Origin of the sequence: Flavobacterium sp. UGB4466, assembly GCF_903469665.1 — a bacterium.
Taxonomy (GTDB): Bacteria; Bacteroidota; Bacteroidia; order Flavobacteriales; family Flavobacteriaceae; genus Flavobacterium; species Flavobacterium lipolyticum.
The window spans coordinates 75778-96672 of record NZ_CAGKLC010000005.1; the positions used below are offsets into that span (position 1 = coordinate 75778).

Sequence of the window (20895 nt, forward strand, 5' to 3'; positions counted from 1 at the left end):
TATTGCAGTTATATTTCGCCCTTACAGGGCTCTAATTTATAAATAAACCTTTTATTTCTATAAATATGTTATTCCTCCGGGATATAAAAAAGGGAAGTAGTTTTTTAGTTAGAAAATTATTATTGTCTGCTCCGTCGGAGCAAAATATTTGTAATAAATAGATTTATACGGGGAAGAAAGCACCAGCGGATTGCTCCAGCGGAGCAAAATATTTATAGATTCCGGAGGAGCGGCATATTTTAGGTTTTATTGTTTTTTAAAATCAATATAGGGAAATAAAGAGGAGAGCTGTCATAAAACAGCTCTCCTCTTATCGTTTTATTTATAAGCTTTTTTTGCAATAAGTTTAGACATTGATTTTGCTGTTTTGGCGAAACCTTCACCAATTCTGGTTTCGTTGCTGAAATTACTGCCCCATTGATCACCCGGAGCTTCTTCGCTTGTGATTTCTAAAAGGACATTTGATTTATTAGCAGTTTCAACAAACTTTAAGTTGGTCGTTACTTTTGCGGGTTGTTTCATAATTCCTGCATCCCAACCCGGATAGATCCATACCGCAGTCACGATTAAAGTATAAGGAGTTTTTAAATTTTCCTGAAAGTTCAAATCCTTTTTTTCTTTGGTTAAAACAATATTGGCAATTTCTAAAAATTTAGGAGTCCAGATTTGGTCTTTTGCACTAATCCATTTTTTTTCCCAGATGTTTCCGTTGCCTTTTGCCTTTTGATCTAACTCGGCTTTATGCTCCTGGACATACTGTGCTTCCAATTTTTTTTCTTTCATCATCGTAAAGTTGCTGTAATCAAATTCGGTATTGATTTCTTTTTGATCTTTTAAGAAATCAAAGTTTCCTTTTACTACTTCCATGTCCTGTGCAAAAGCTGCTCCGGAAATAATAAATAAAGCAAAGATTAATTTTTTCATTTTTTGTTTTGTTTTTGGTTATTAGTGTGTTAAAAGTAATTAAAATGTTTGTATAAATATTTTTCCTGTTAAAATAAAATCATCTACACGCTAAAGTTCAAAAATGTTTTTTACGCAAGGAACGCAGAAACATCTTATCAGTAACCAATATCAAAATGCTGTGTCCAAATTAGCATTACAAAAAGGAACGCGGATTACGCAGATTCGTTTCACAAAAACGCTGACAAAAACGGATTCATTAGGAATAAAAATTATTCTCTAACCAATAATAAAAAATCCGTGCTGATCCGTGCTTTCGTGAAACGAATCCGTGTGTTATTTTTTTAACCGCAAAGAGCGCAAAGGTTTACGCAAGGAACGCTAATGAAAACAGATTTGTTAGGAATAAAAATTATTTTTTACCCAATAATAAAAAATCCGTGCTGATCCGTGCTTTCGCAAAGCGAATCCGTATAATCCGTGGGCTATTTTTTAACCGCAAAGCACGCAAAGGTTCTCGTATGGAAACAGATACATCAAAACAAAAAAGGAGGCGTTCACTAACGCCTCCTTTTATTTATATTAATTAAAAAATAATTTTAGGTTTAAGATCCTGTTTAATTTTTTAATATTTTGTTGGAAATCTTTTTACCATTTTCAAGTTTTACAGCTACTATGTACCAGCCGTTTTTAAGTTCGGAGAGATTGATTTTAGTTTTATTTTTCAGGGTGATAACATTTTCACCATTCATATCAAAAACATATACGACTTCAACTTTTTCTTTGGTGTCGATGCTTAGCTCTTCCTTAACGGGGTTCGGGTAGATAATCAGAGAGGAATTAAAAGTTAGATCATCATTTAGAGCAGTAGCACTGGTTGTGCTAGTGCCGGAAGTTTGATTGATATAATAATCCTGTAACTTTTGAATCCAAAAATGATCATCAGTTAGCGTAGTTCCCGGGTTTCCAATTCCATCCGTACTGGCTCCTACACCAGCTCCCATTAACACAAGTTTGGTTCCGCTACTTTTTACCTCTGCAAAGTGATTTCCAAAAGTCACTTTTTTGGTGGTGGGATTAACCAGAAGTTTAGGGTCGGCATGTTTATTCTGACTGAAATAGTTATAACGAGTTGCGTCATTTGAGAAATTTACGGTATCCCCAAAGAAAAAAGTAGAAGCAGAATCTTCGTAGTGCTGGCTGGTATTATTTAAAATTTGGAAAGGACCTGCTGTTCGTTCATTTACGGTTTCTGAACCATTGATATGTCCTACCGGGATTTGCCAGAGGACAACATGTTTGCCAGAGGCTTCGTAAAGTTTTTGAACAAAATTCAGGTAATTCATCCAGTGGTCATTATTCCAGAACCAGGTATAAGAGAATGGATCGGCGGGGTTTCCGGTACTTCCGGCACCCATAGCATCAAGACCATATTTGTCAATAGAAATAAAGTCTGCATTATTAGACATAATTCCCATACTATTGGTGTACTGAAAAATATCTGTAGCGGTTTGTTTAATTTTGTTAAGCTGGGTAGTAAAGGTCCCGGTATCCGTTTCTCTGATAATTCCTTTTGGACCGGCTACACCAGATTTTGCCCAAAGATTAAGCTGCCATCCAAATTCCATATTCAGGTTTTCGTCAGTTCTTTTCTTGTTGAGCTCAAAATTGATTCTTTCTACCAGGGTTTTTAATGTACCTGCATTTTGGGCAATACTTGTTGCATTTACGGCTGTTGTAGTCGTTATAGGTTCGTTAAACTGCTGCATATAGCCCAGAAAATCAGGTTCTAATACCACTCCAAAAAACTCATCTCCCAGTTCCGCTTTAACCTGATTCAGAAAAAGGTTGAGATTATTGAAATAAGCCGTCATATAGGAAGGATCTTTTACGTGTGCCAGATCCAGCTCGTAAGATTCGCTTCCGTCGGGAATGTTATAAAAAACAAAGAAAGGAATAAGCCCCATTTTCAAAGAATTCCGTGCAAATTTTATAGCTCTGTCAGGCTGCCAGGTATTCCATCCGGCTATTGGCCCTCCATTGATATAGATGTATCGCACATCCATTCTGTTGTTTTTGAGCAGATTGCTATCGTCGATATTGTTGTTGTAAAAATTGACATCGTCGGTAGTGTCTTCGGATACAGATCCTACAGAAACATAATCAGGATATTTTAACACACTCCCATTGGCATTGTCTATTCTTAAACCAAGATAATATATCGTACCATCTGAAGTGGTTATCTGAAGTCCGGATCTGCCTGCTTTTTTAGGGATAATCTTTAAAGTATTTCCGGTAATAGTATAATCAAATACAGTAGTGTTTCTTCTTTTTAAGGAAGTGATAGCCTTATCGAATACGAATGTTTTAGGTATTCCATTAACCGCTTTTATTTGATTTGGAAGTGAAGCAAAGGAAATATTTTGTGTGGCAGGATTCACAATAGTAAGTTGTAAACCGGTTGTTGCTATGGTCCCATTGTTGTCTGTGACTGCTATTTGCAGTGAATTGTTTCCATAATTCTGAGGGGTCCAATTAAAGGTATAAGAATTTTGTGGATTGGTGGTCACATTAGCATTAGTTCCGGCGGTGAGATCTTTAAACAGTATGCTGCTAATGGAACTTCCGGACGAAGGCTGAATAGTAAAAGTAATGCTTATAGGCGAAAAATTAAGTTGAGTATAGGAAGTCGCGTTTGGCGGACCGGTAATCGTTATCACAGCAGGAGCAGTAATCGCAATTTTAATAGTTGTGTTGACTACAGTGCTTATTCCAATCGAATTTACAGTGGTATATCGAATGTTGTAATCTCCATAAGCGGTCGGGGTCCAGTTGTACGATATCGTGTTACCGGATAAACTCATATTGTAAGTTGTATAAGAAGACTCTGTTGTCTTTTTTATTTCGACCTTATTTTGTGTTGCCGAAAAACCGTACAGATTGAGTGATGCGGTGAGATTGATAGCCGATAATGTGCTTTTTATAATAATTTGCCCATCGGCGTAGGCAGGAGAAATAGCTATGGGCTTGATGCACACACCAAGAAAAGTGTAAGCAGAAGACTGATCAGGAATTTCTGTTCCGGCCACCCAGTACTTGGCTTTGTAGACACCATTGTTGTATCGTATAATGTTGTTTACATTATAGTTGGGTGTTGCGCTGTTCCAATCAGAAACGGTATTGCAGGCAGTATAAGCCAGAGATGGATTATTGATAATTAATTGCTCGTCACAGCTTCCTACTGCCAACCAGACACTGCTTGATCCAGGTGTGCTGCCGGCTCCCTGAGACCAGGAATTGTTTTTGTACACTATATTATTGTAACGGACATAAGAGTTACTGGAGTATTGTGTGACCGAATACCAAGCTGGAATTCCACAGGAGCTGCCTAATTGGGCTTTAGCCATAGTTGGAATAAAACAGACAAGAAAAGAGAAGAATAAAAGTTTATAATTTTTTATCATAGTAAAAACATTTAATACGTTATACATTCCGTTAATTGTGATTGTTTGAAAAAACGTATCGTTTTTGTCTCTTTAAATTTGGTACCTAAAGTTTAAAGATTAACCATACGCAAATCAAATATAGTAAGAAATTACTTTGTACAAATAATCAATATTGTAAGTAAAATATTTGAATTTCAGTGATTTGGTTTTTTTATTTTGAAAAAAAGGCAAAGAATTTGGTGATGAAGATTTTGTGGGAAATAGTGTAAAATAAGGCGGTGACCTACAATAATTAAAAACCCGACAAGCTCTAAAACTTGTCGGGTTTAATAAAATTTGGCGCGTAAAAGCCTGATTAACAATGGTTAAAAAAGTAGGTTTTTTCTAAATTAATAACATAATATTTAAAAAATGTGATTTTCCCGGTACGGTTTTATTTTTCAAAAAAGAATAGAATAAAACTACCAAAATTTAATGTACAGGGCCGCAATAATCAATAATGTAATGACGATTAAAACAGTCGTTTGTGGTTTTACTTTAAACATTTCGGCATCGATTTCGAATGCTTTAGGATTCACTTTAGGACCTGCAAAACTGATTAAAACCATTACCAAGGTGGTAAAGACGAACGATAATCCCATACAAATATGAAAAGGAATTTCAAAAGCTCCTTTTCCGTTTGGATAAGCAGTGTACAATAGCGTTTCATTTCCAAATAAGGCAGGAGCATATTCGTTGAATAGTACGGATAATACAAAACCTAAAATTACGCCTACTACAGCTGCAGCTCCCGTAGTTCGTTTCCAGAACATTCCTAAAACGAACATGGCAAAAACTCCCGGACTGATAAAGCCCGTGTATTTTTGGATATAGGTAAATCCGCCAACACCTCCAATTCCTAAAATATCATTCCAGGTAAATAATACTGCTAAAAGCATCGCTCCAAAAACGGCAATTCTTCCAATGTTTACCTGCTGTTTTTCACCAGCTTCTTTTTGAATGTATTTTTTGTGAATATCCAAAGTGTAGATTGTCGAGATACTGTTGACTTTTCCGGCTAACGAAGCTACAATTGCTGCGGTTAGTGCCGCTACGGAAAGCCCCTTTAATCCGGTTGGAAGGAAAGTCAGTACGGCAGAATAAGCTCCGTCTTTTCCTCCGACTAATTGTGGTAAATGCCCGTTTTGATACAAAACATAGGCAGCAATACCCGGTAACATTACGATTAAAGGCATTAACAATTTGAGCATACCGGCAAACAAAATACCGGTGCGTGCCGTTTGTAAATCGGCACCCAGGGCTCTTTGCGTAATGTATTGGTTACATCCCCAGTAATTCAGGTTGATGATCCAGATACCGGCAAGATAAGACATCAGACCAGGGAAAGTTAGGTATTTGTTGATATCAAGCTGAGAGGATGTTGCAGTTGGTCTTGGAATAATCATTTTAAAATGTTCCGGTGCTTCTCTCATTAAAACTTTGAATCCGGCAATTGCATTTTGTCCGACTCCAAAATATTGTCCTACGGTGGTAAGAGCAATATACGAGGTTACTAAACCTCCAATGATTAAAACGGCCACCTGAATAACATCGGTATAAGCAACAACTTTCATTCCTCCAAGAGAGATGAATAAGGCAAACAATGCTAGTCCGATCATGATAATATGCAGATATTCTCCGCCGGCCATACCGTTTATGGCCACAGCTCCTAAATATAAAATAGAAGTTAAGTTTACAAAAACGTACAAGAACAGCCAGAAAACAGCCATGATTAAAGCAGTAGAATCATTATAACGTGTTTTTAAGAATTGTGGCATCGTATAGATTTTATTCTTTAGGTATACGGGAATAAACCAAACGGCGACCACAATAAGACTTATGGCTGCAATCCATTCATAAGCCGCAACGGCAATTCCTAAAAAGAAACCTTCACCACTCATTCCGATAAATTGCTCTGCCGAGATATTTGAAGCAATTAAAGAAGCTCCAATAGCCCACCAGGTCAGGTTTCCCTCGGCCAAAAAATAAGCTTTAGCATCCTGTTCGTCTTGTTTACGTTTTCGGTAAACCGTATAACCGTAGGCCGAAACTACGATGAAGTAAATAATAAAAACCGCATAATCTGCGAAAGCAAGGTTCTGGTTCATTGATAGTACTATTTTTAATAATTAGATAGTGATTGTTTGATTAGTAGAGGGTAAAAAACAATATTTGTCTGAGGTGGTTTAAATATTGTTTTTTTTATTTTTTTGATTTGGGTTGAATATTCGTTTTTGATTTGATTTATTAATGTGATTCTGTATTAAAGGGTAAAAAAGAGCTAAGAAGTACCTGTTTTTTTGAGTATGTTTTTCAAAGCTGTAACAATTTGTGGGGCAAAATAGGCTAAAGTCTTATTTTATTTTTGTTTGTAATGAATGTCTGATTGCTGTCTTAAAACTTCGGCACATCTTTCAGGGGTAATGTCTCTCTGAGATTCGCCTAACATTTCATAACCCACCATAAATTTCTTTACTGTGGCTGATCGCAACAAAGGCGGATAGAAATGCATGTGAAAATGCCATTCCGGGTGTTCTAAACCATCTGTAGGTGATTGATGGATTCCTGATGAATACGGAAAAGAAGTACTGAATAAATTATCGTATTTGATGGTAAGTTGTTTTAAAATTACGGCAAAGGAATTGGTTTCTTCTTCCGTGAAATCAGTAATTTTATTGACAACTCTTTTACTTACAATCATCGTTTCGTAAGGCCAGGTTGCCCAAAACGGAACTAAAGCAATAAAATCATCGTTTTCGATTACTACACGATCACCGGTTTTTAATTCTGCCTGAACATAATCCTGAAGAAGCGTTCGGTTGTTTTTATCAAAATAAGATTTCAGATTGGTTTGTGTTCTTTCAACCTGAGTTGGAAGTGACGACTGTGCCCAGATCTGACCATGCGGATGCGGATTACTGCAGCCCATAATACTTCCTTTGTTTTCAAAAATCTGAACGTGATTGATGTATTTGATGCTTCCCAGTTCGGCGTATTCTTTTTGCCAGACTTTTACAATGCTCTCAATTCCCTCGATTTCCATCTCCGGTAAAGTAAGATCATGTCTTGGTGAAAAACAGACTACTTTTGAAATTCCCTGTTCGGGTTTTGTTTTAAAAAAAGTGTGCTTGATGTCTTCTTCAAATATAATTTCGTCCTGCTTCATTGCGGCGAAATCATTTTCAAAGACAAAGCTGTCTTTGTAGGTCGGATTGTGTTCTCCATTAGCGCGAACGTTACCCGGACAGAGATAACAGTTTGGGTCGTGCTTTGGAAGAGTTTCAGTTGCAAGAGTCTCGTTTTGCCCTTGCCACGGACGTTTTGCTCGATGAGGTGATACCAGAATCCATTCGTTTAGTAATGGATTGAAACGTCTGTGCGGATCTTCGTTGATGTCAAAGTTTTTCATTTATAGTTTTTGTGATGTTAAAGAAGTAGTCTTGTTCCATTAGAGATTGTTACATCATAAAATTTTAATTCAATCCCAAATGTATTTAAATAAAGATTTGAAAACTTATTTTTCACCTCATTTTCATGCCCTTTTTTTATAAAATTTATGGTACACCCCCCGAAACCACCCCCCATGAGGCGTGATCCAACAATAAAATCGTCCGTTTTTGCCGTATTTACTAGCATATCCAGCTCTTTACAGCTAACTTCGTATTCTTGCGATAAACCATAATGGGCTTCGAAAAGTAACTGTCCTAAAAGTGTAATATTTCCCTGATCTAACGCTTCACAAGCTTTTTCAACACGATTAATTTCTTTTACTACAAAATGTGCTCTTTTAAAAATAGTTGCTGACATTTGATGCTGCAGCGTCAAAAGCTGTTCTTCCGTACAATCTCTAAAACTTTTTATTTGAGGAAAATGATGTTTTATAATCGCCAGCCCCTGTTCACACTCCTGTCTTCTGGTGTTGTATTCAGAGGTAAAAAGAGAATGTTTTACATTACTGTCAAACAAAATCAGAGCATAATCTTTGAAATCGGCATTGTGATATTCAAAATCAAGGGTATTACAATCCAGTTTTATGACCTTATTTTCAAGACCATGAACACTTGAAAACTGATCCATAATACCACAATTGATTCCTACCCAGTGTTCTGCCTTTTGCCCTAATAAAGCAATGTCGGCTTTTTTGATTTTTAAATCGAAAAGTGATGCAATTCCGAAAATCATTCCACATTCTAAAGCAGCAGAAGAGGATAAACCGGAACCTACCGGAATGTTGCTGCTAAAGACACAGTTGAAACCTTCAAACACAAAACCGTTGTCCTGTAATTGTTTGATTACGCCACGAATATAATTGGTCCAGACCTCTTCGCTTAAAAGAATTTCTGCAGTTAAATCAATTTCAAAGGCCTCGTTCAAATCGATGGCTATTATTTTAGAGCTGTTGGTATTGTTCTTTTCAAAAGCAAAACAGATAATCTTGTCAATAGCCGCCGGTAAAACATAGCCGTCGTTGTAGTCAATATGTTCTCCTATAATATTGATCCTTCCGGGAGAGAGCACCACTTTTTTCGGAACCGATCCAAAAGACTTTTCAAAAAAAGCAGTTGTGTTTTGTATTAAAATATCATTCATTAGGTAGTGGTTGAAAGAAATAGCTTTTAGTTCTTGGTTGTTTTTTCAGCAAATATTAGATTATGTTTTCAAATCGGTAAAGGGTTTTTTGATGATAGGTTTCCCCTTTTCGTAAAACCGAATTCGGAAAATGTTTATGATTAGGTGCATCCGGAAAATTTTGTGCTTCAAAACATATTCCGCTAAATGTATGATAATTAGTGTTTTCTTTTCCTTTTATAGATCCAAAACAATTTCCGCCTACATATATATGTACGCTGGGCTGATCTGTAATAACCTTCATCTGCAAATTGTTTCCGACACTGGATAAAGTGGCGGAAACCGTTTTTCCGGACTCAATTACAAACGAATTGTCAATAGCTTCCGGGCATTTTTTAGCCGTTCTGAAATCAAAATCATGATCAGAGAGAGCAATGAAATTCCCGGTTGGAATATTCTCAGTATCTGTTTCCAACATTTTGTCAGAATCAATAAAGAGGGTTTGGTTTAACAAATCCCGATGATGTCCGTCAAGATTAAAATAAGTGTGATGCGTAAGATTCACGACCGTATCTTCAGTTGAGGTCGCTTTATATTCCAGTTTTAATTCGTTTTCTTCCGTTACAGTATACGTCAAATCAACCTGTAAAGCTCCCGGATAATTCTCCTCTAAATTCTCGCTCAAAAGACTTAAAGTTATCGAAGGATTATCGCCCGAAGTAATATGGGTAATGTTCCATGTTTTTTGTCCAAAGCCAATGTTCCCGCCATGTAAAGCATTACCATTGTTGTTGGTATTCAATTGAAATGTCTGATCGTTTAAGGCAAAAACACCCTTGTCGATTCGTCCGGCATAACGCCCAACAGTAGCGCCAAAGTAAGGAGCGCTTGGTAAATGATAAGAAGCCAGATAAGATTCTAAAGTATCGAAACCTAAAACAACATCAACAACCTCACCTGTTGCAACCGGAATTAACAAAGAGGTCAGTGTTGCACCGTAATTGATAATTTTTGCTTTCATTCCGTTTTTGTTGCACAATTCACAAGAAAGAATTTCTTCGTGATCGGGCAATAAACCAAATGATTCCATGGCAGATGTATTAGGAAGGTGTGATATTTGTTTTATATTCATATTTTTTTTGCCAAAAATGAAAACCAAAAATAGAAACAATATCTGTTTTTACATACCAGTACCTACCAGTTTTTTGTATATTGCGTCAAAATCTATTTTGTATGAATATAATTTCTATCCAAAGTAATATTGGTTTGCCAAAATACAGGCAGATTATTCTCTCTGTAGAGAAAGCAATTGAGGAAGAAAAACTGGTAAAAGGCGATCGGCTTCCGTCTGTCAATAAAGTTTGCCTGGCATTTTCGCTGTCACGTGATACGGTATTGTTGGGATATGACGAGCTTAAAAAAAGAGGTATTATTTATGCCATTCCGGGTAAAGGGTATTATGTTAAAAGCGTTGAAATCAATATCAAGCAAAAGATTTTTTTACTTTTTGATGAGTTAAACAGTTTCAAAGAAGACATCTATAATTCGTTTATACAGAATATTGGGAAGAACGTCCAGGTTGATATTTTTTTTCATCACTTTAATGTTCAGGTATTTCAAAAACTGATTACCGACAGTAATGGAAATTACACCAAATACATTATCATGCCTACCAATTTAACCGATGTGGCAGAGGCGATAAAAAACCTACCAGTAGGGGAGGTTATCATATTGGATCAGACCAATCCGGATTTGAAATTGTATCCGGCAGTTTATCAAAATCACGAAAAAGATATTTTTGAAGGTTTGGTTAAAGGAAAATCACGAATGGATAAGTACAAAAAGCTTATTTTGATTTTTCCGGGATTTAGAGAACCATTGGGAATGAAAACCGGTTTTATTGCTTTTTGTACAAAGTATGATTTTAAGTTTGATGTCATCACAGAATTTACAAACGGAGAAATCAATGCAGGTGATTTGTACATTATACCTAACGACCGTGATCTGGTTCGCGTTATTGAAAATGCCCAATCGCAAAGTCTTAAACTCGGAACGGATTTCGGAATTATTTCTTATAACGAAACTCCTTTGAAAAAGATTGTCGCTAACGGCATTGCCACCATTTCGACCGATTTTGAAATGATGGGAGAAATTTTAGCCGATATGGTACTTCATGGACACAAGCAGCAGATAGAAAATAAATCGTCTCTTTTGATTCGAAACTCGTTATAATTATTCCGTCTGCGCTTCCGGATTTAAGAAACTACAGACGAATTACGTTACAAGTTTAAAACAAAATTGTTGCGTAGTTTTTCCTCGTATTTTTCTTTATTGAAAGTGTAGAGATACGATCCTTTTCGGGAAGACTGCATGTCTTTTTCGTCCAGTTTGTTCAGGATTCCCATGGTATTAATCTTAGTGATAAAGTTTCTTTTGTCCAGTTCTTTGCTCAAAATAGCTTCGTACAACTCCAATAATTGGCGCATGGTGAACTTCTCAGGAAGTAATTCAAAACCAATTGGCTTGATCGAAGTTTTATAACGTAATATTCTGATGGCTTGCTGCACCATTTCGTTATGATCAAAAATTAAACTCGGAGCATCGGCCACACTAAACCATTGTGCATGATAATTTTCAATAAGCTCGGCATTGTGATCTTCAATATTAATCAAAGCATAGTACGAAACCGAAATGGTTCTTTCTAAAGGGTCACGATCAATTTCGCTGTAGGCATAAAGTTGTTCCATATACACATCGTTTAATCCCGTATACATTTTTAAAACTCTTATCGCAGCATTGTCGAGTACTTCGTCTTGCTTTAATAAGCCTCCCATCAAAGACCATTTTCCTTTTTCAGGCTCGAACCCTCTTTTGATTAAGAGAATTTTCAAACCTTCGCGATCAAACCCAAAAATAATACAATCTACTGCTAATAAAACTTTATCTGCAGAGCTATAACTGTTAAGCATATTCAAATTTTTAGTGGTAAATATATAATCCTGTTAATTTCGTTTCTCAATTTTTTAAACGTTGTGTAAACACTTAATAAATGTAACCGTTTGTAAAAGTTACATTAACTGCTTTGATTGAGACTTCTGTTACAAAAGTAATGGTTTTTTAATGCTAAAATCATTATTAAAGCGGTCATTTTTTAACCTTTTTCACAAGTTTTTTTAAATAAAATATCATTTTACATATCAAAGCGTCACTTTTACGCAATAAAATAAGAGGATAATTCTTACTTGAATTAAGTATTCTCAAGACAATTTTTTGTCGCAAAATCGATTCTGAAGCGAAACGAGTTGGTGTTGTCAATTGATCAATTTTTGAACTAGCGATACATTGACGAAATGAATAAGCATTCCTGAAAAGAAAGACGATTCTGATAGGACTCGGTGAGAGGAAATGCAATTTATAACCAAGAAAAACATCGCGGTATTTTCTTATAGCTCTAAGACCAATATTGGTTTAAGCCCAGTAAAATAGAGACCATATCATGTTTTTTTTGCTTTTTTAAAAGGCAAATTACCAGAATATTACACAAGCAGATTTAAAAATACAGCACAAATTTCAATTATTATTAACCTTATTTAGTCTAAATAAGATAGTTTTGCGTCATATTTTTATTTCTATGGAAAAGCAATATCTAAACATTAACGCCAAAAATTTCCCGGAGATTTATGATTTGTATTGGAATGAATTGTTTTGTTTTTGCAGACATCATACCGGCGACGAAGAAGCTGCAAAGGAAATTGTACAGCAAATTTTCATCAGTATCTGGGAAAGACGGGAACAGCTACAAATCGAAACTTCTATCAGAGCATATCTATATGGTGCTGCAAAACTCAAAATAGTAGAATATCATCGAAAACAAGTCACTAAAAAGAAACACGAAAGTACTCATTTTGCCGAAATGAATAAAGTTTCCAACAATACAGAAGAGCATATTTTGCATAAAGATCTGCTTCGTGAACTACAGTTGGCCATCAGCACACTTCCGGAACGATGCCGGCAGGTATATTTAATGAGCAGGGAAGACGGGATGGACAACCGTTCTATTGCCGCTTCTCTTGTTATTACAGAGAAAGCCGTTGAAGGAAATATTACAAGAGCACTTCGGCACATTCGCGATCATTTAAAAGTTTTTCGCAGTTTGGTCATTTTTTTTACTCCCCTATGTAGGGTTAGCGAGGACTTGTGCAACTACATCATTATATAACAAAACCAAGACTGTGTTTATTACATCCGATTTATTAGAAAAATATGCGCGAAAGGAATGCAACGCTGCCGAAAGGGTAACAGTGGAGCAATGGTTAAGTGTTATAGATTTAGAACGTGAAATTATTAGCTCTCCACAACGAGACGGGTTAAAAGAAGAGATCTGGTGCAATATTGCTTCCAGAACGATTCATGTAAAACCAAAATCTCAGAACAGATTTCTTTATGCTGCCCTAACAACTGCGGCCTGTGTGTTATTTGCGATTGTCAGTTTACATTACTACAATTCATCAACATTTGCTTCGCAGATTTTAGTGAACAATTTAAACGGTCAGGAGATTAAGAAAATAAACATTGGCAGTTTATCTTTTTTGGTTGAGCCGGGCAGCCAGTGCAACATTTCAATGGATTTTTTGGGTGAGGCAAGCGATGTTAAGTTTTGCGGAGCCGTTTCGGTTATTAGCGATTCGGCAAAAGTGCAGGAATTTAATATTGGCACCGGAACTTCAGGTTGTACAGTTGTGTATCAGGACAAAGTAAAACTGCAAAAAGGACAAACGTATCTCGCCATGACAGATGCAGACTATGAGGTAATAACAGCAACCAGAGATGAAATCGCCGAGGGTTTACCAAGAGTATTTAGCTCGAGGCTGTCGGAACGTTTTAAGTTATAAGGAAATATAACCCCTTGGGTAAATGGAACAAAATTTAGTTTTAACACATAGAAGCATAGGTATTACTACTCAAAAAAGGCAGGTAAAGAAGAAAAGTCTTTCTTTCACACAGTTTACTATGTGCTTTTTAACTAGTGAAACGCCTTTTTTTAAGTTTACAAAGACTATGTTTCTATGTGTTAAAACAATTTCATTCAACGGGTTAAAATACAAATAAGAAGAATATAAGAAAACCGATATAACTGAAATAGAGAAGTTATTGGTTTAGGGAACAAATTATCAGTGATGCAATTTAAAAGATTTTTTTTAACGGTTATTTTAATGATCATATGTACTGCCGTTTATGCTCAGAATAATGGGAATGTCAGTTTTACAGGTTATATAGTAGACGATAGCGATCTGCCTGTTGCCGGTGCCGAAATTCAATTGCAAAATACTACCGTCGTAGTGAAAAGTAATAGCTCCGGGAAATTTGTTTTTCAAAATATTACATCAGGAAAATATCAGTTAGTGGTATCGATGACGGGTTATCAAATCCGGGAAATGGCTGTTGTTGTCGGACAGAATCAGAAAGAAGAAATTGTTATAGCGTTAAAATCGAATTCGGTTGTGTTAAATTCTGTTGATTTGTTTGGCAAAACGATTGAAACCAAAATCAAAGAACAGCCGTTTGCCGTTTCTGTTATCAGTACAAAAAAACTGGCAGAACGTGATGTCGATTTGAATCGGTTAATGGATGGAGTATCCGGTATTCGCGTACAGGAATCTGGTGGAATGGGCTCTGAAACCAATTATTCGATTAATGGATTATCCGGTAAAGCCGTAAAGTTTTTTGTAGATGGGATTCCGATGGAAAACTTCGGATCATCCTTCAGCATCAACAATTTTTCCATCAATACACTCGAAAGAATAGAAATCTATAAAGGAGTTACTCCGGTGTCCTTTGGTGCCGATGCACTTGGAGGTTCTGTAAACCTGGTAACACGCAGCCGTCTTAAAAATTATATCGATGTGTCGCAAACCATAGGGTCATTTAATACCTATCGTACAGCGGTTTCCGGAAAATGGAGAAACGAATCCGGTTTTACTTTGCAAACGAATTCTTTCTTTAATTCTTCCGATAATAACTATCCGGTTTGGGGGTCAACGGTAGAAGTTGCGGGAGAAAATGGAAGACCTATTCCCGGTTATCCAAGATTCAGAAGATTTAATGATGATTACAAATCGTACACCATTAGAACTGATATTGGGTTTACCAATGTCAAATGGGCAGATGCCTTGCTGTTAGGTTTTACTTTAGCAGATCAGGACAGAGGAATACAGACCGGAAGAACAATGGCTTATGTGTATGGAGACGTACGCTATAATGAGAAGTTTGTTATGCCTTCTCTGCGTTATTCTAAGAAAGGATTTTTATTTTCAAACTTAGATGTAGATCTGTATGCTTCTATAAACAAGTTAAGAGGTACAACTACTGATACCAGCTCTTATAAATACAATTGGACAGGAAAACCTATCGGAACAGTAGATGGAGAATTGGGAGGAATCAGATCAGGTAAGTCCATTTATTCTTTTCAGGATCGCACGCAGTTGGCCAGAATTAATTTTGTATATCACCTAAAAGAGAATCAGGAGGTTAACTTAAATTATGTGTTTACCGGTACCAGAAGAAAAGGCAGTGATGCTATTGCCGAAGCTGATTGGACAATTCCGCTTAGACAACCTCAGGATCTGAACAAACATATCGCAGGTTTATCGTATGAGATTTCTTCATTTGAGGACCGTTGGAAGAATATTTTCTTTACAAAGTATTTTGCTTATGAAGCCAATGCCGTTGTATTTGATTACAATGGCGGGAATTCTAAGGAAACTTTTTATCAGAATACAAAAGACAATGCATGGGCTTTTGGATACACCTCTAAATGGTTATTACCAAAAGACTATACCATAAAATTTTCTGCTGAAAATACTGCCCGGTTACCTGAAGCCATAGAGCTTCTGGGCAATGGTAATACGATTGTAAATGCACCGGATTTACAGCCTGAAAGAAGTTTCAATGTGAATGCATCCCTTCAGAAAACAATCCGTAATACGGTTCAGAATGTAAATTTCGGTCTTAATGTTTTTTTCAGAGACACCAAAAATCTGATCTGGTTAACAGAGGGAGATTTGATGGGAACCGCCCGCTATGAAAATTTGGGAAAAATACGTACGCTTGGGGTTGAGGTTGAAGCCAATTATACCCGAAAGCAATGGCTTGAAACATCATTCAATTTTACCTATCAGGATATCAGGAACATGCAGCGTTTTGAAGGAAACGGTGCCCCAAATCATGTTTATAGAGACCGATTACGAAATACACCTTACGTAATGGCAAATGCAGAGGCGAGATTATTCCTGGATGAGATGTTTCAAATGAAACCGAAAATTTCATTTTTTGTTAGCACACATTATGTTCATCAGTATTACTTAGGCTGGCCAAGTCTGGGAGAAGCACGCGAGAAAATGTACATTCCAACTCAGTTCGTTCAGGATGCCGGTTTTGGTTACACTTTTGGAAACGGACGTTACAGTGCCAATTTCGCCTGCCGCAATATTTTAGACAAACAAGTTTATGACAATTACTTACTGCAAAAGCCGGGAAGGTTTTTCAGTTTGAAACTAAGATATTTTTTACAATAACCAATTAAATTTAAAATCAATGAAAATGAAATCGTTCTTAAAGAAAACAACATTTATGGTTTCTGCTGTTACTATGTTTGCGGCAGTTGTAAGCTCTTGCAGTTCAAAGTCAGATGAAGTAGAAGCCGAAAGTGCACAGCATTTTACAATTGCCAGCTGGACTCAGGATTTGCAATATATCGCATCGGTACCTTCATTAGCAGAAGGATCTTTAACTTTTAAAGGGAAAGGTATTGAGGCTAACGGATCTCGTTATATCTGGCACAAACAGTATGTTTATTTGATGAACCTTCCGCAGAAAAAATTCATCCAATACGAAATGGGTAAAGACGGAAGCTTAAAAGAAAAAGGGGCTATACTTACAGACGGAGTGGTTCCGAATTACTTTCAATCGCTGAATATTGTAGACGATAATACCATGTTGGTTTTGGGAGGACTGGATATCAATAATGGTACTGTGGGCTGGGCCAGAATCAAACTAAGTGATTTCACGATCGAAGCAAAAGGAACATTGGCCGTACCATACGACGCTGCTAAAAAAGGAGTTCAGTTTTCTGTTGGAAGAGCATTTGTAGACAACGGAAAGCTTATTCTGGGAGGTTATTTTTACGACAACGAATCAAAATCCTATACAGTTGATGGCGTAAGAGCTTTAGTTTATGATTATCCTGCAATGAATAACTTGAAAGTAATCAAAAGTACTGCAACTGAAGGTGGAGTGGGTTATGACTACTTACATTCATTAGACAAAGACGAAGAAGGAAACCATTACTTTGTAGCGAGTGCCGGTAAATTCTGGACAGGTGTAGGCGGAAAATCTGGAGTGGTACGTATTAAAAAAGGCGCAGCAGATTTTGATAAAGATTATTTTATTGATGTAACAACACCATTAGGAAAACAAGCCTGTTTGATGGGAATCAATTATGTGGGTAACGGAATTGCAATTGGTACCGTTCAATACGAAGAGTTAATGACTTCAGTAAGAGACCGTTTAAAAAACGTAGGGCAGTTGGTTAGAATTGATTTGAAAAACAAAACAGTTTCGTTGATTAATACACCTTTAAGCCCGGTTTCAATGGTACGCTCACCATTGGTATACAAAGGAAAGTATTACACCGCAATTAGTCCTGTTGATGGTGTAGCCTCAATTTACGAAGTTGATCCTGCTACAGGAGCTTTCAAAAAAGGAACTACTTTAGATGGTGGAGGTTCTGTTACGGTTAATTTAATAGCGCCGCATCCAACAAAATAATAGTAAACTCAAGTTTCTAATTGAGTAAGTATGGCCGGAAGAAATTCCGGCCATTTTTTGTTTGGGATGAGTTTGTAAAAAACGTCACATAGAGATAAGACTAATTCGCAAACCATATAAAATCTTAACTTCGCAAGAACAAAAATACAATCGTGATGAAACATTTATTCAAGGCAGCTGTAAAATGGACTTTTAAACCAAAAGGAGAAGATGCTGTAAAAAGATTTTACAGTAAAAGTCATCAGATTACCATAGAAGGGAAACCGATTTTAAATGTTTCGGCTGCCAAAGCATTTAAAGGAGATCCTGAGTTGTATAATCCCGAAGATTTATTGCTGAGCAGTCTCGTTTCCTGCCACATGATGTCCTATCTGTATGTATGTTCTCAAAACGGAATAGAAGTTTTGGAATATTCAGATGATGCAGAAGCAACACTCGAGGTTTCTCCCGACGGAAGTGGGCGCTTTGTTGCTGTTCATCTCAACCCAAAAGTAAAAATTGCAAACGCCGATCAGATTGAACTGGCCAATGCACTTCATACCAAAGCTAACCAATTGTGTTTTATAGCCAATTCCTGCAATTTCCCTGTTTCGCATCACGGAAGCTGTGAGGTTTTTAAGGTATAAATTTTAGTTTAATTATTAGCGTTCCTTGCGTAAACCTTTGCGCTCTTTGCGGTTAAAATAGCACACGGATTGTACTGATTCGTTTCACGAAAGCACGGATCAGCACGGATTTTTTTATTATTGGTTAACTTCTGAGAAATCCGTTTTTATCAGCGTCTTCGCAAAGCGAATCTGCGTAATCCGCGTTCCTTTTTGTAATGCTAATTTGGACACAGCATTTTGATATTGGTTACCGATAAAGTGTTTCTGCGTTCCTTGCGTAAACCTTTGCGGTCTTTGCGGTTAAAATAGTACACGGATTGTACGGATTCGTTTCACGAAAGCACGGATCAGCACGGATTTTTTTATTATTGGTTAACTTCTGAGAGATCCGTTTTTATCAGCGTCTTCGCAAAGCGAATCTGCGTAATCCGCGTTCCTCGCGTAAACCTTTGCGGTCTTTGCGGTTAAAAAATAGCCCACGGATTGTACGGATTCGTTTCACGAAAACACGGATCAGCACGGATTTTTTATTATTGGTTAACTTCTGAGAAATCCGTTTTTATCAGCGTTTTCGCAAAGCGAATCTGCGTAATCCGCGTTCCTTTTTTTAGTGTTAATTTGTATTCAACATTTCGATACTGGCTTTTTCGATTTCCTGATCAGTAAAAGGATCTAAGGCTTTTGCCAGCATTTTACTGGTTTTAATACAACTTATCATTTTGGTTCGCAGATCGAGATCGTCTCCAATTTCGGTTTTAAGAATCTCTTCGAAAATCTCGGTTAAATAAGCGGGCTGGTCTCTAAATTCTCCTTCCATCCAGAGTGTCGATAGAAATTGGGCTACAGCAGTTATTACGTTATTTTGATCTTTAGGGCTTTGATTTTCTTTTGGCATGGCGTTTAGTTTATGATTATTAATTATACGAAAAAAACGTACTTTTGTTTAAGCCGCAATTAAGCGATAGGTAGTATGGTATCGAAAAAAGTAAGATTGTAAACCACTAAGCAAAGCTTGTGTTTCACAATCTCCAGAAATTCTCAACAATTTTAAATATCTTTGAATTATGAGCACAGCAACAAAACCAAAACATATCGGCAGAAACATTAGCCGAATCAGAGAGCTTAGAGGAATGAAACAGGAAGCCTTGGCAATTGCTATTGGTGTAAGCCAGCAATCGGTTTCTAATATCGAAGGAAGCGAAACGGTTGATGAGGAGAAATTGTCGAAAATTGCTGAGGTACTTGGTGTTTCTGCGGAAGCTATCAAAAACTTTTCAGATGAGGCAGTTTTAAATATTATTGGAAATACTTATCACGACAGCAATGTTGTTAATGGAAGTGCATATAGCTGTAATTTCAACCCACTAGACAAAGTTGTAGAACTTTACGAACGTTTGGTTCTGGCTGAAAAAGAGAAAGTGGAGTATTTGGAAAAATTGTTGAAGGGGAAGTAATTCTTTTTGTAAAAAAATAGAAACTCAAAGAAGCGCTACAGATTTTGCAGCGCTTTTTTAAGATTTTATAATAATTTTAAATTATTTATTCTTTTTTTTAGTCTCCTTTAAGATCTTTTTGTCGTCGCTGTCCAATTTACGTTGTATTTTTTTTACATCTTCAGCCGTAGGAAGATTTTCGGGAATAATCCCTCTCTGGGTAAGCATATTTCTTACGGCTTTGTTATTTTCAATATGCTCGCTTTCTATTTTGTTTTGGCCTTTTAAATCTTTACTCTGTACATTCAAACCTGTCATTTCTGCCGCTAGATCTTTGGCTTTTATACTAATTGTAGGTAAAAAATCAGCAACTGGTCTATTGTCAGGAATTCCCATTTTTTTCTTAAGCAGTAGTGTCGATAAACGAAATAATGCTTGATCACCTTTAGAACGAATTAATCCAAAACCTTTATTATCTACACCACGCTCAAATAATATTCCTGAAAGCTGTTTTTCAGTTTGAGTAAGTTTTTCTCTTGCTTTAATTCTTTCAAATTCTAGCAAACGTTGTTCAATTATCTCTGCTCTTCGAGTTTGAACAGCAAAATAATTTTGAGCAAATGCAATTTTTTCTTTACGACTATCTCCGTTTTGAGCAATTAAATAGCAGGCGTAACGGGTAAGCGCTATATCTTCTATTAAATGCTGAGCACCTTTTCCAGCTTCTATCACCTTCCTGACTTCAGGAAAGTGATCATTTATTTCTTCTCCTGCATTTGTACAAGCGTCTTTTGCTTTTCTGATAACTTTTTCAAAGTTCTCCCATTTACTGTAACCTAATAATTTTTGCAATTCTCTCGCACTCCAACATTCAACTCCTTCTATGTTTGATGCAACTTCTTCAAATTGTTGAAAAAGGATTATGATTTCCTCACTTTTCATAAGTGCTGTTTTATATATTTATAAAAATGAATTCTTGTATTTTCAGTAATTACATTAATTACCTCATGAATAAATTTAATTTGCACTTAAATATTGAACAGTATATGTTTCATTAAGTATATTGTTACT

General features: G+C 36.4%; 16 protein-coding genes. 7 read left to right on the forward strand and 9 right to left on the reverse strand.

Features of this window, described 5'->3' with window-relative positions; genetic code table 11:
• Positions 1-318: 318 nt before the first annotated feature.
• From JO950_RS02750 to JO950_RS02775, 6 genes are all read right to left on the reverse strand, one after another.
• A complete protein-coding gene (locus JO950_RS02750; protein WP_202700978.1) occupies positions 319-924 on the reverse strand; it encodes a hypothetical protein in 606 nt (201 codons plus the stop codon).
• Positions 925-1520: 596 nt separating this feature from the next.
• Positions 1521-4367, reverse strand: coding sequence for a T9SS type A sorting domain-containing protein (locus JO950_RS02755; RefSeq protein WP_202700983.1), 2847 nt, complete (start codon positions 4365-4367; stop codon positions 1521-1523).
• A 443-nt stretch (positions 4368-4810) separates the two neighbouring features.
• Positions 4811-6496: a sodium/sugar symporter gene (locus JO950_RS02760; protein WP_202700985.1), complete on the reverse strand. Its 1686-nt coding sequence runs from the start codon at positions 6494-6496 to the stop codon at positions 4811-4813.
• A 251-nt stretch (positions 6497-6747) separates the two neighbouring features.
• Positions 6748-7797 carry a UDP-glucose--hexose-1-phosphate uridylyltransferase gene (locus JO950_RS02765; protein ID WP_202700994.1) on the reverse strand — a complete coding sequence of 350 codons (1050 nt, stop codon included), beginning with the start codon at positions 7795-7797 and terminating at the stop codon, positions 6748-6750.
• Positions 7798-7814: 17 nt separating this feature from the next.
• The gene (galK, locus tag JO950_RS02770) at positions 7815-8978 is read right to left on the reverse strand and encodes a galactokinase (RefSeq protein ID WP_202701001.1); all 1164 of its coding nucleotides are present in this window, start codon (positions 8976-8978) and stop codon (positions 7815-7817) included.
• A gap of 55 nt (positions 8979-9033) precedes the next feature.
• Positions 9034-10089, reverse strand: coding sequence for an aldose epimerase family protein (locus JO950_RS02775; protein ID WP_202701003.1), 1056 nt, complete (start codon positions 10087-10089; stop codon positions 9034-9036).
• Positions 10090-10190: 101 nt separating this feature from the next.
• On the opposite strand from JO950_RS02775, the gene JO950_RS02780 reads away from it, so the two are divergent.
• Positions 10191-11189, forward strand: a complete 999-nt coding sequence (locus tag JO950_RS02780; protein ID WP_202701005.1) for a GntR family transcriptional regulator — start codon at positions 10191-10193, stop codon at positions 11187-11189.
• Positions 11190-11236: 47 nt separating this feature from the next.
• Here JO950_RS02780 and JO950_RS02785 read toward each other — a convergent pair whose 3' ends face one another.
• Positions 11237-11926 (reverse strand): NUDIX domain-containing protein, encoded by a 690-nt coding sequence (locus JO950_RS02785; RefSeq protein WP_017496929.1) that lies wholly within the window; start codon positions 11924-11926, stop codon positions 11237-11239.
• A 662-nt stretch (positions 11927-12588) separates the two neighbouring features.
• Between JO950_RS02785 and JO950_RS02790 the strand changes: the two genes are divergently transcribed.
• The 5 genes from JO950_RS02790 to JO950_RS02810 all read left to right on the forward strand — a co-directional run bounded on the left by JO950_RS02790 (position 12589) and on the right by JO950_RS02810 (position 18409).
• On the forward strand, positions 12589-13176 hold the full coding sequence (locus JO950_RS02790) for an RNA polymerase sigma-70 factor (RefSeq protein WP_202701010.1): 588 nt from the start codon (positions 12589-12591) through the stop codon (positions 13174-13176).
• Between the two features lie 13 nt (positions 13177-13189).
• Positions 13190-13849 (forward strand): hypothetical protein, encoded by a 660-nt coding sequence (locus JO950_RS02795; protein WP_202701011.1) that lies wholly within the window; start codon positions 13190-13192, stop codon positions 13847-13849.
• Positions 13850-14170: 321 nt separating this feature from the next.
• A complete protein-coding gene (locus JO950_RS02800; protein ID WP_202701013.1) occupies positions 14171-16531 on the forward strand; it encodes a TonB-dependent receptor in 2361 nt (786 codons plus the stop codon).
• A 25-nt stretch (positions 16532-16556) separates the two neighbouring features.
• A complete protein-coding gene (locus tag JO950_RS02805) occupies positions 16557-17783 on the forward strand; it encodes a DUF4374 domain-containing protein (RefSeq protein ID WP_237732263.1) in 1227 nt (408 codons plus the stop codon).
• 155 nt (positions 17784-17938) lie between these two features.
• Complete coding sequence (locus JO950_RS02810; protein WP_202701017.1) at positions 17939-18409, forward strand: OsmC family protein; 471 nt, start codon at positions 17939-17941, stop codon at positions 18407-18409.
• 595 nt (positions 18410-19004) lie between these two features.
• Here the strand turns inward: JO950_RS02810 and JO950_RS02815 are convergent.
• The gene (locus JO950_RS02815) at positions 19005-19286 is read right to left on the reverse strand and encodes a hypothetical protein (protein WP_202701019.1); all 282 of its coding nucleotides are present in this window, start codon (positions 19284-19286) and stop codon (positions 19005-19007) included.
• A gap of 169 nt (positions 19287-19455) precedes the next feature.
• Here JO950_RS02815 and JO950_RS02820 point away from each other — a divergent pair, with 169 nt between their 5' ends.
• Positions 19456-19845, forward strand: coding sequence for a helix-turn-helix domain-containing protein (locus JO950_RS02820; RefSeq protein WP_202701021.1), 390 nt, complete (start codon positions 19456-19458; stop codon positions 19843-19845).
• An 81-nt stretch (positions 19846-19926) separates the two neighbouring features.
• Here the strand turns inward: JO950_RS02820 and dinD are convergent, their stop codons facing one another.
• Positions 19927-20766, reverse strand: coding sequence for a DNA damage-inducible protein D (dinD, locus tag JO950_RS02825; RefSeq protein WP_202701023.1), 840 nt, complete (start codon positions 20764-20766; stop codon positions 19927-19929).
• Positions 20767-20895 lie beyond the last annotated feature (129 nt).

Bases quoted from the DNA above. Each gene is read 5' to 3' on its own strand.
- JO950_RS02750 (WP_202700978.1), bottom strand. From the start codon at position 924: ATGAAAAAATTAATCTTTGCTTTATTTATTATTTCCGGAGCAGCTTTT.
- JO950_RS02755 (WP_202700983.1), bottom strand. From the start codon at position 4,367: ATGATAAAAAATTATAAACTTTTATTCTTCTCTTTTCTTGTCTGTTTT.
- JO950_RS02760 (WP_202700985.1), bottom strand. From the start codon at position 6,496: ATGAACCAGAACCTTGCTTTCGCAGATTATGCGGTTTTTATTATTTAC.
- JO950_RS02765 (WP_202700994.1), bottom strand. From the start codon at position 7,797: ATGAAAAACTTTGACATCAACGAAGATCCGCACAGACGTTTCAATCCA.
- galK (WP_202701001.1), bottom strand. From the start codon at position 8,978: ATGAATGATATTTTAATACAAAACACAACTGCTTTTTTTGAAAAGTCT.
- JO950_RS02775 (WP_202701003.1), bottom strand. From the start codon at position 10,089: ATGAATATAAAACAAATATCACACCTTCCTAATACATCTGCCATGGAA.
- JO950_RS02780 (WP_202701005.1), top strand. From the start codon at position 10,191: ATGAATATAATTTCTATCCAAAGTAATATTGGTTTGCCAAAATACAGG.
- JO950_RS02785 (WP_017496929.1), bottom strand. From the start codon at position 11,926: ATGCTTAACAGTTATAGCTCTGCAGATAAAGTTTTATTAGCAGTAGAT.
- JO950_RS02790 (WP_202701010.1), top strand. From the start codon at position 12,589: ATGGAAAAGCAATATCTAAACATTAACGCCAAAAATTTCCCGGAGATT.
- JO950_RS02800 (WP_202701013.1), top strand. From the start codon at position 14,171: ATGATCATATGTACTGCCGTTTATGCTCAGAATAATGGGAATGTCAGT.
- JO950_RS02805 (WP_237732263.1), top strand. From the start codon at position 16,557: ATGAAATCGTTCTTAAAGAAAACAACATTTATGGTTTCTGCTGTTACT.
- JO950_RS02810 (WP_202701017.1), top strand. From the start codon at position 17,939: ATGAAACATTTATTCAAGGCAGCTGTAAAATGGACTTTTAAACCAAAA.
- JO950_RS02815 (WP_202701019.1), bottom strand. From the start codon at position 19,286: ATGCCAAAAGAAAATCAAAGCCCTAAAGATCAAAATAACGTAATAACT.
- JO950_RS02820 (WP_202701021.1), top strand. From the start codon at position 19,456: ATGAGCACAGCAACAAAACCAAAACATATCGGCAGAAACATTAGCCGA.
- dinD (WP_202701023.1), bottom strand. From the start codon at position 20,766: ATGAAAAGTGAGGAAATCATAATCCTTTTTCAACAATTTGAAGAAGTT.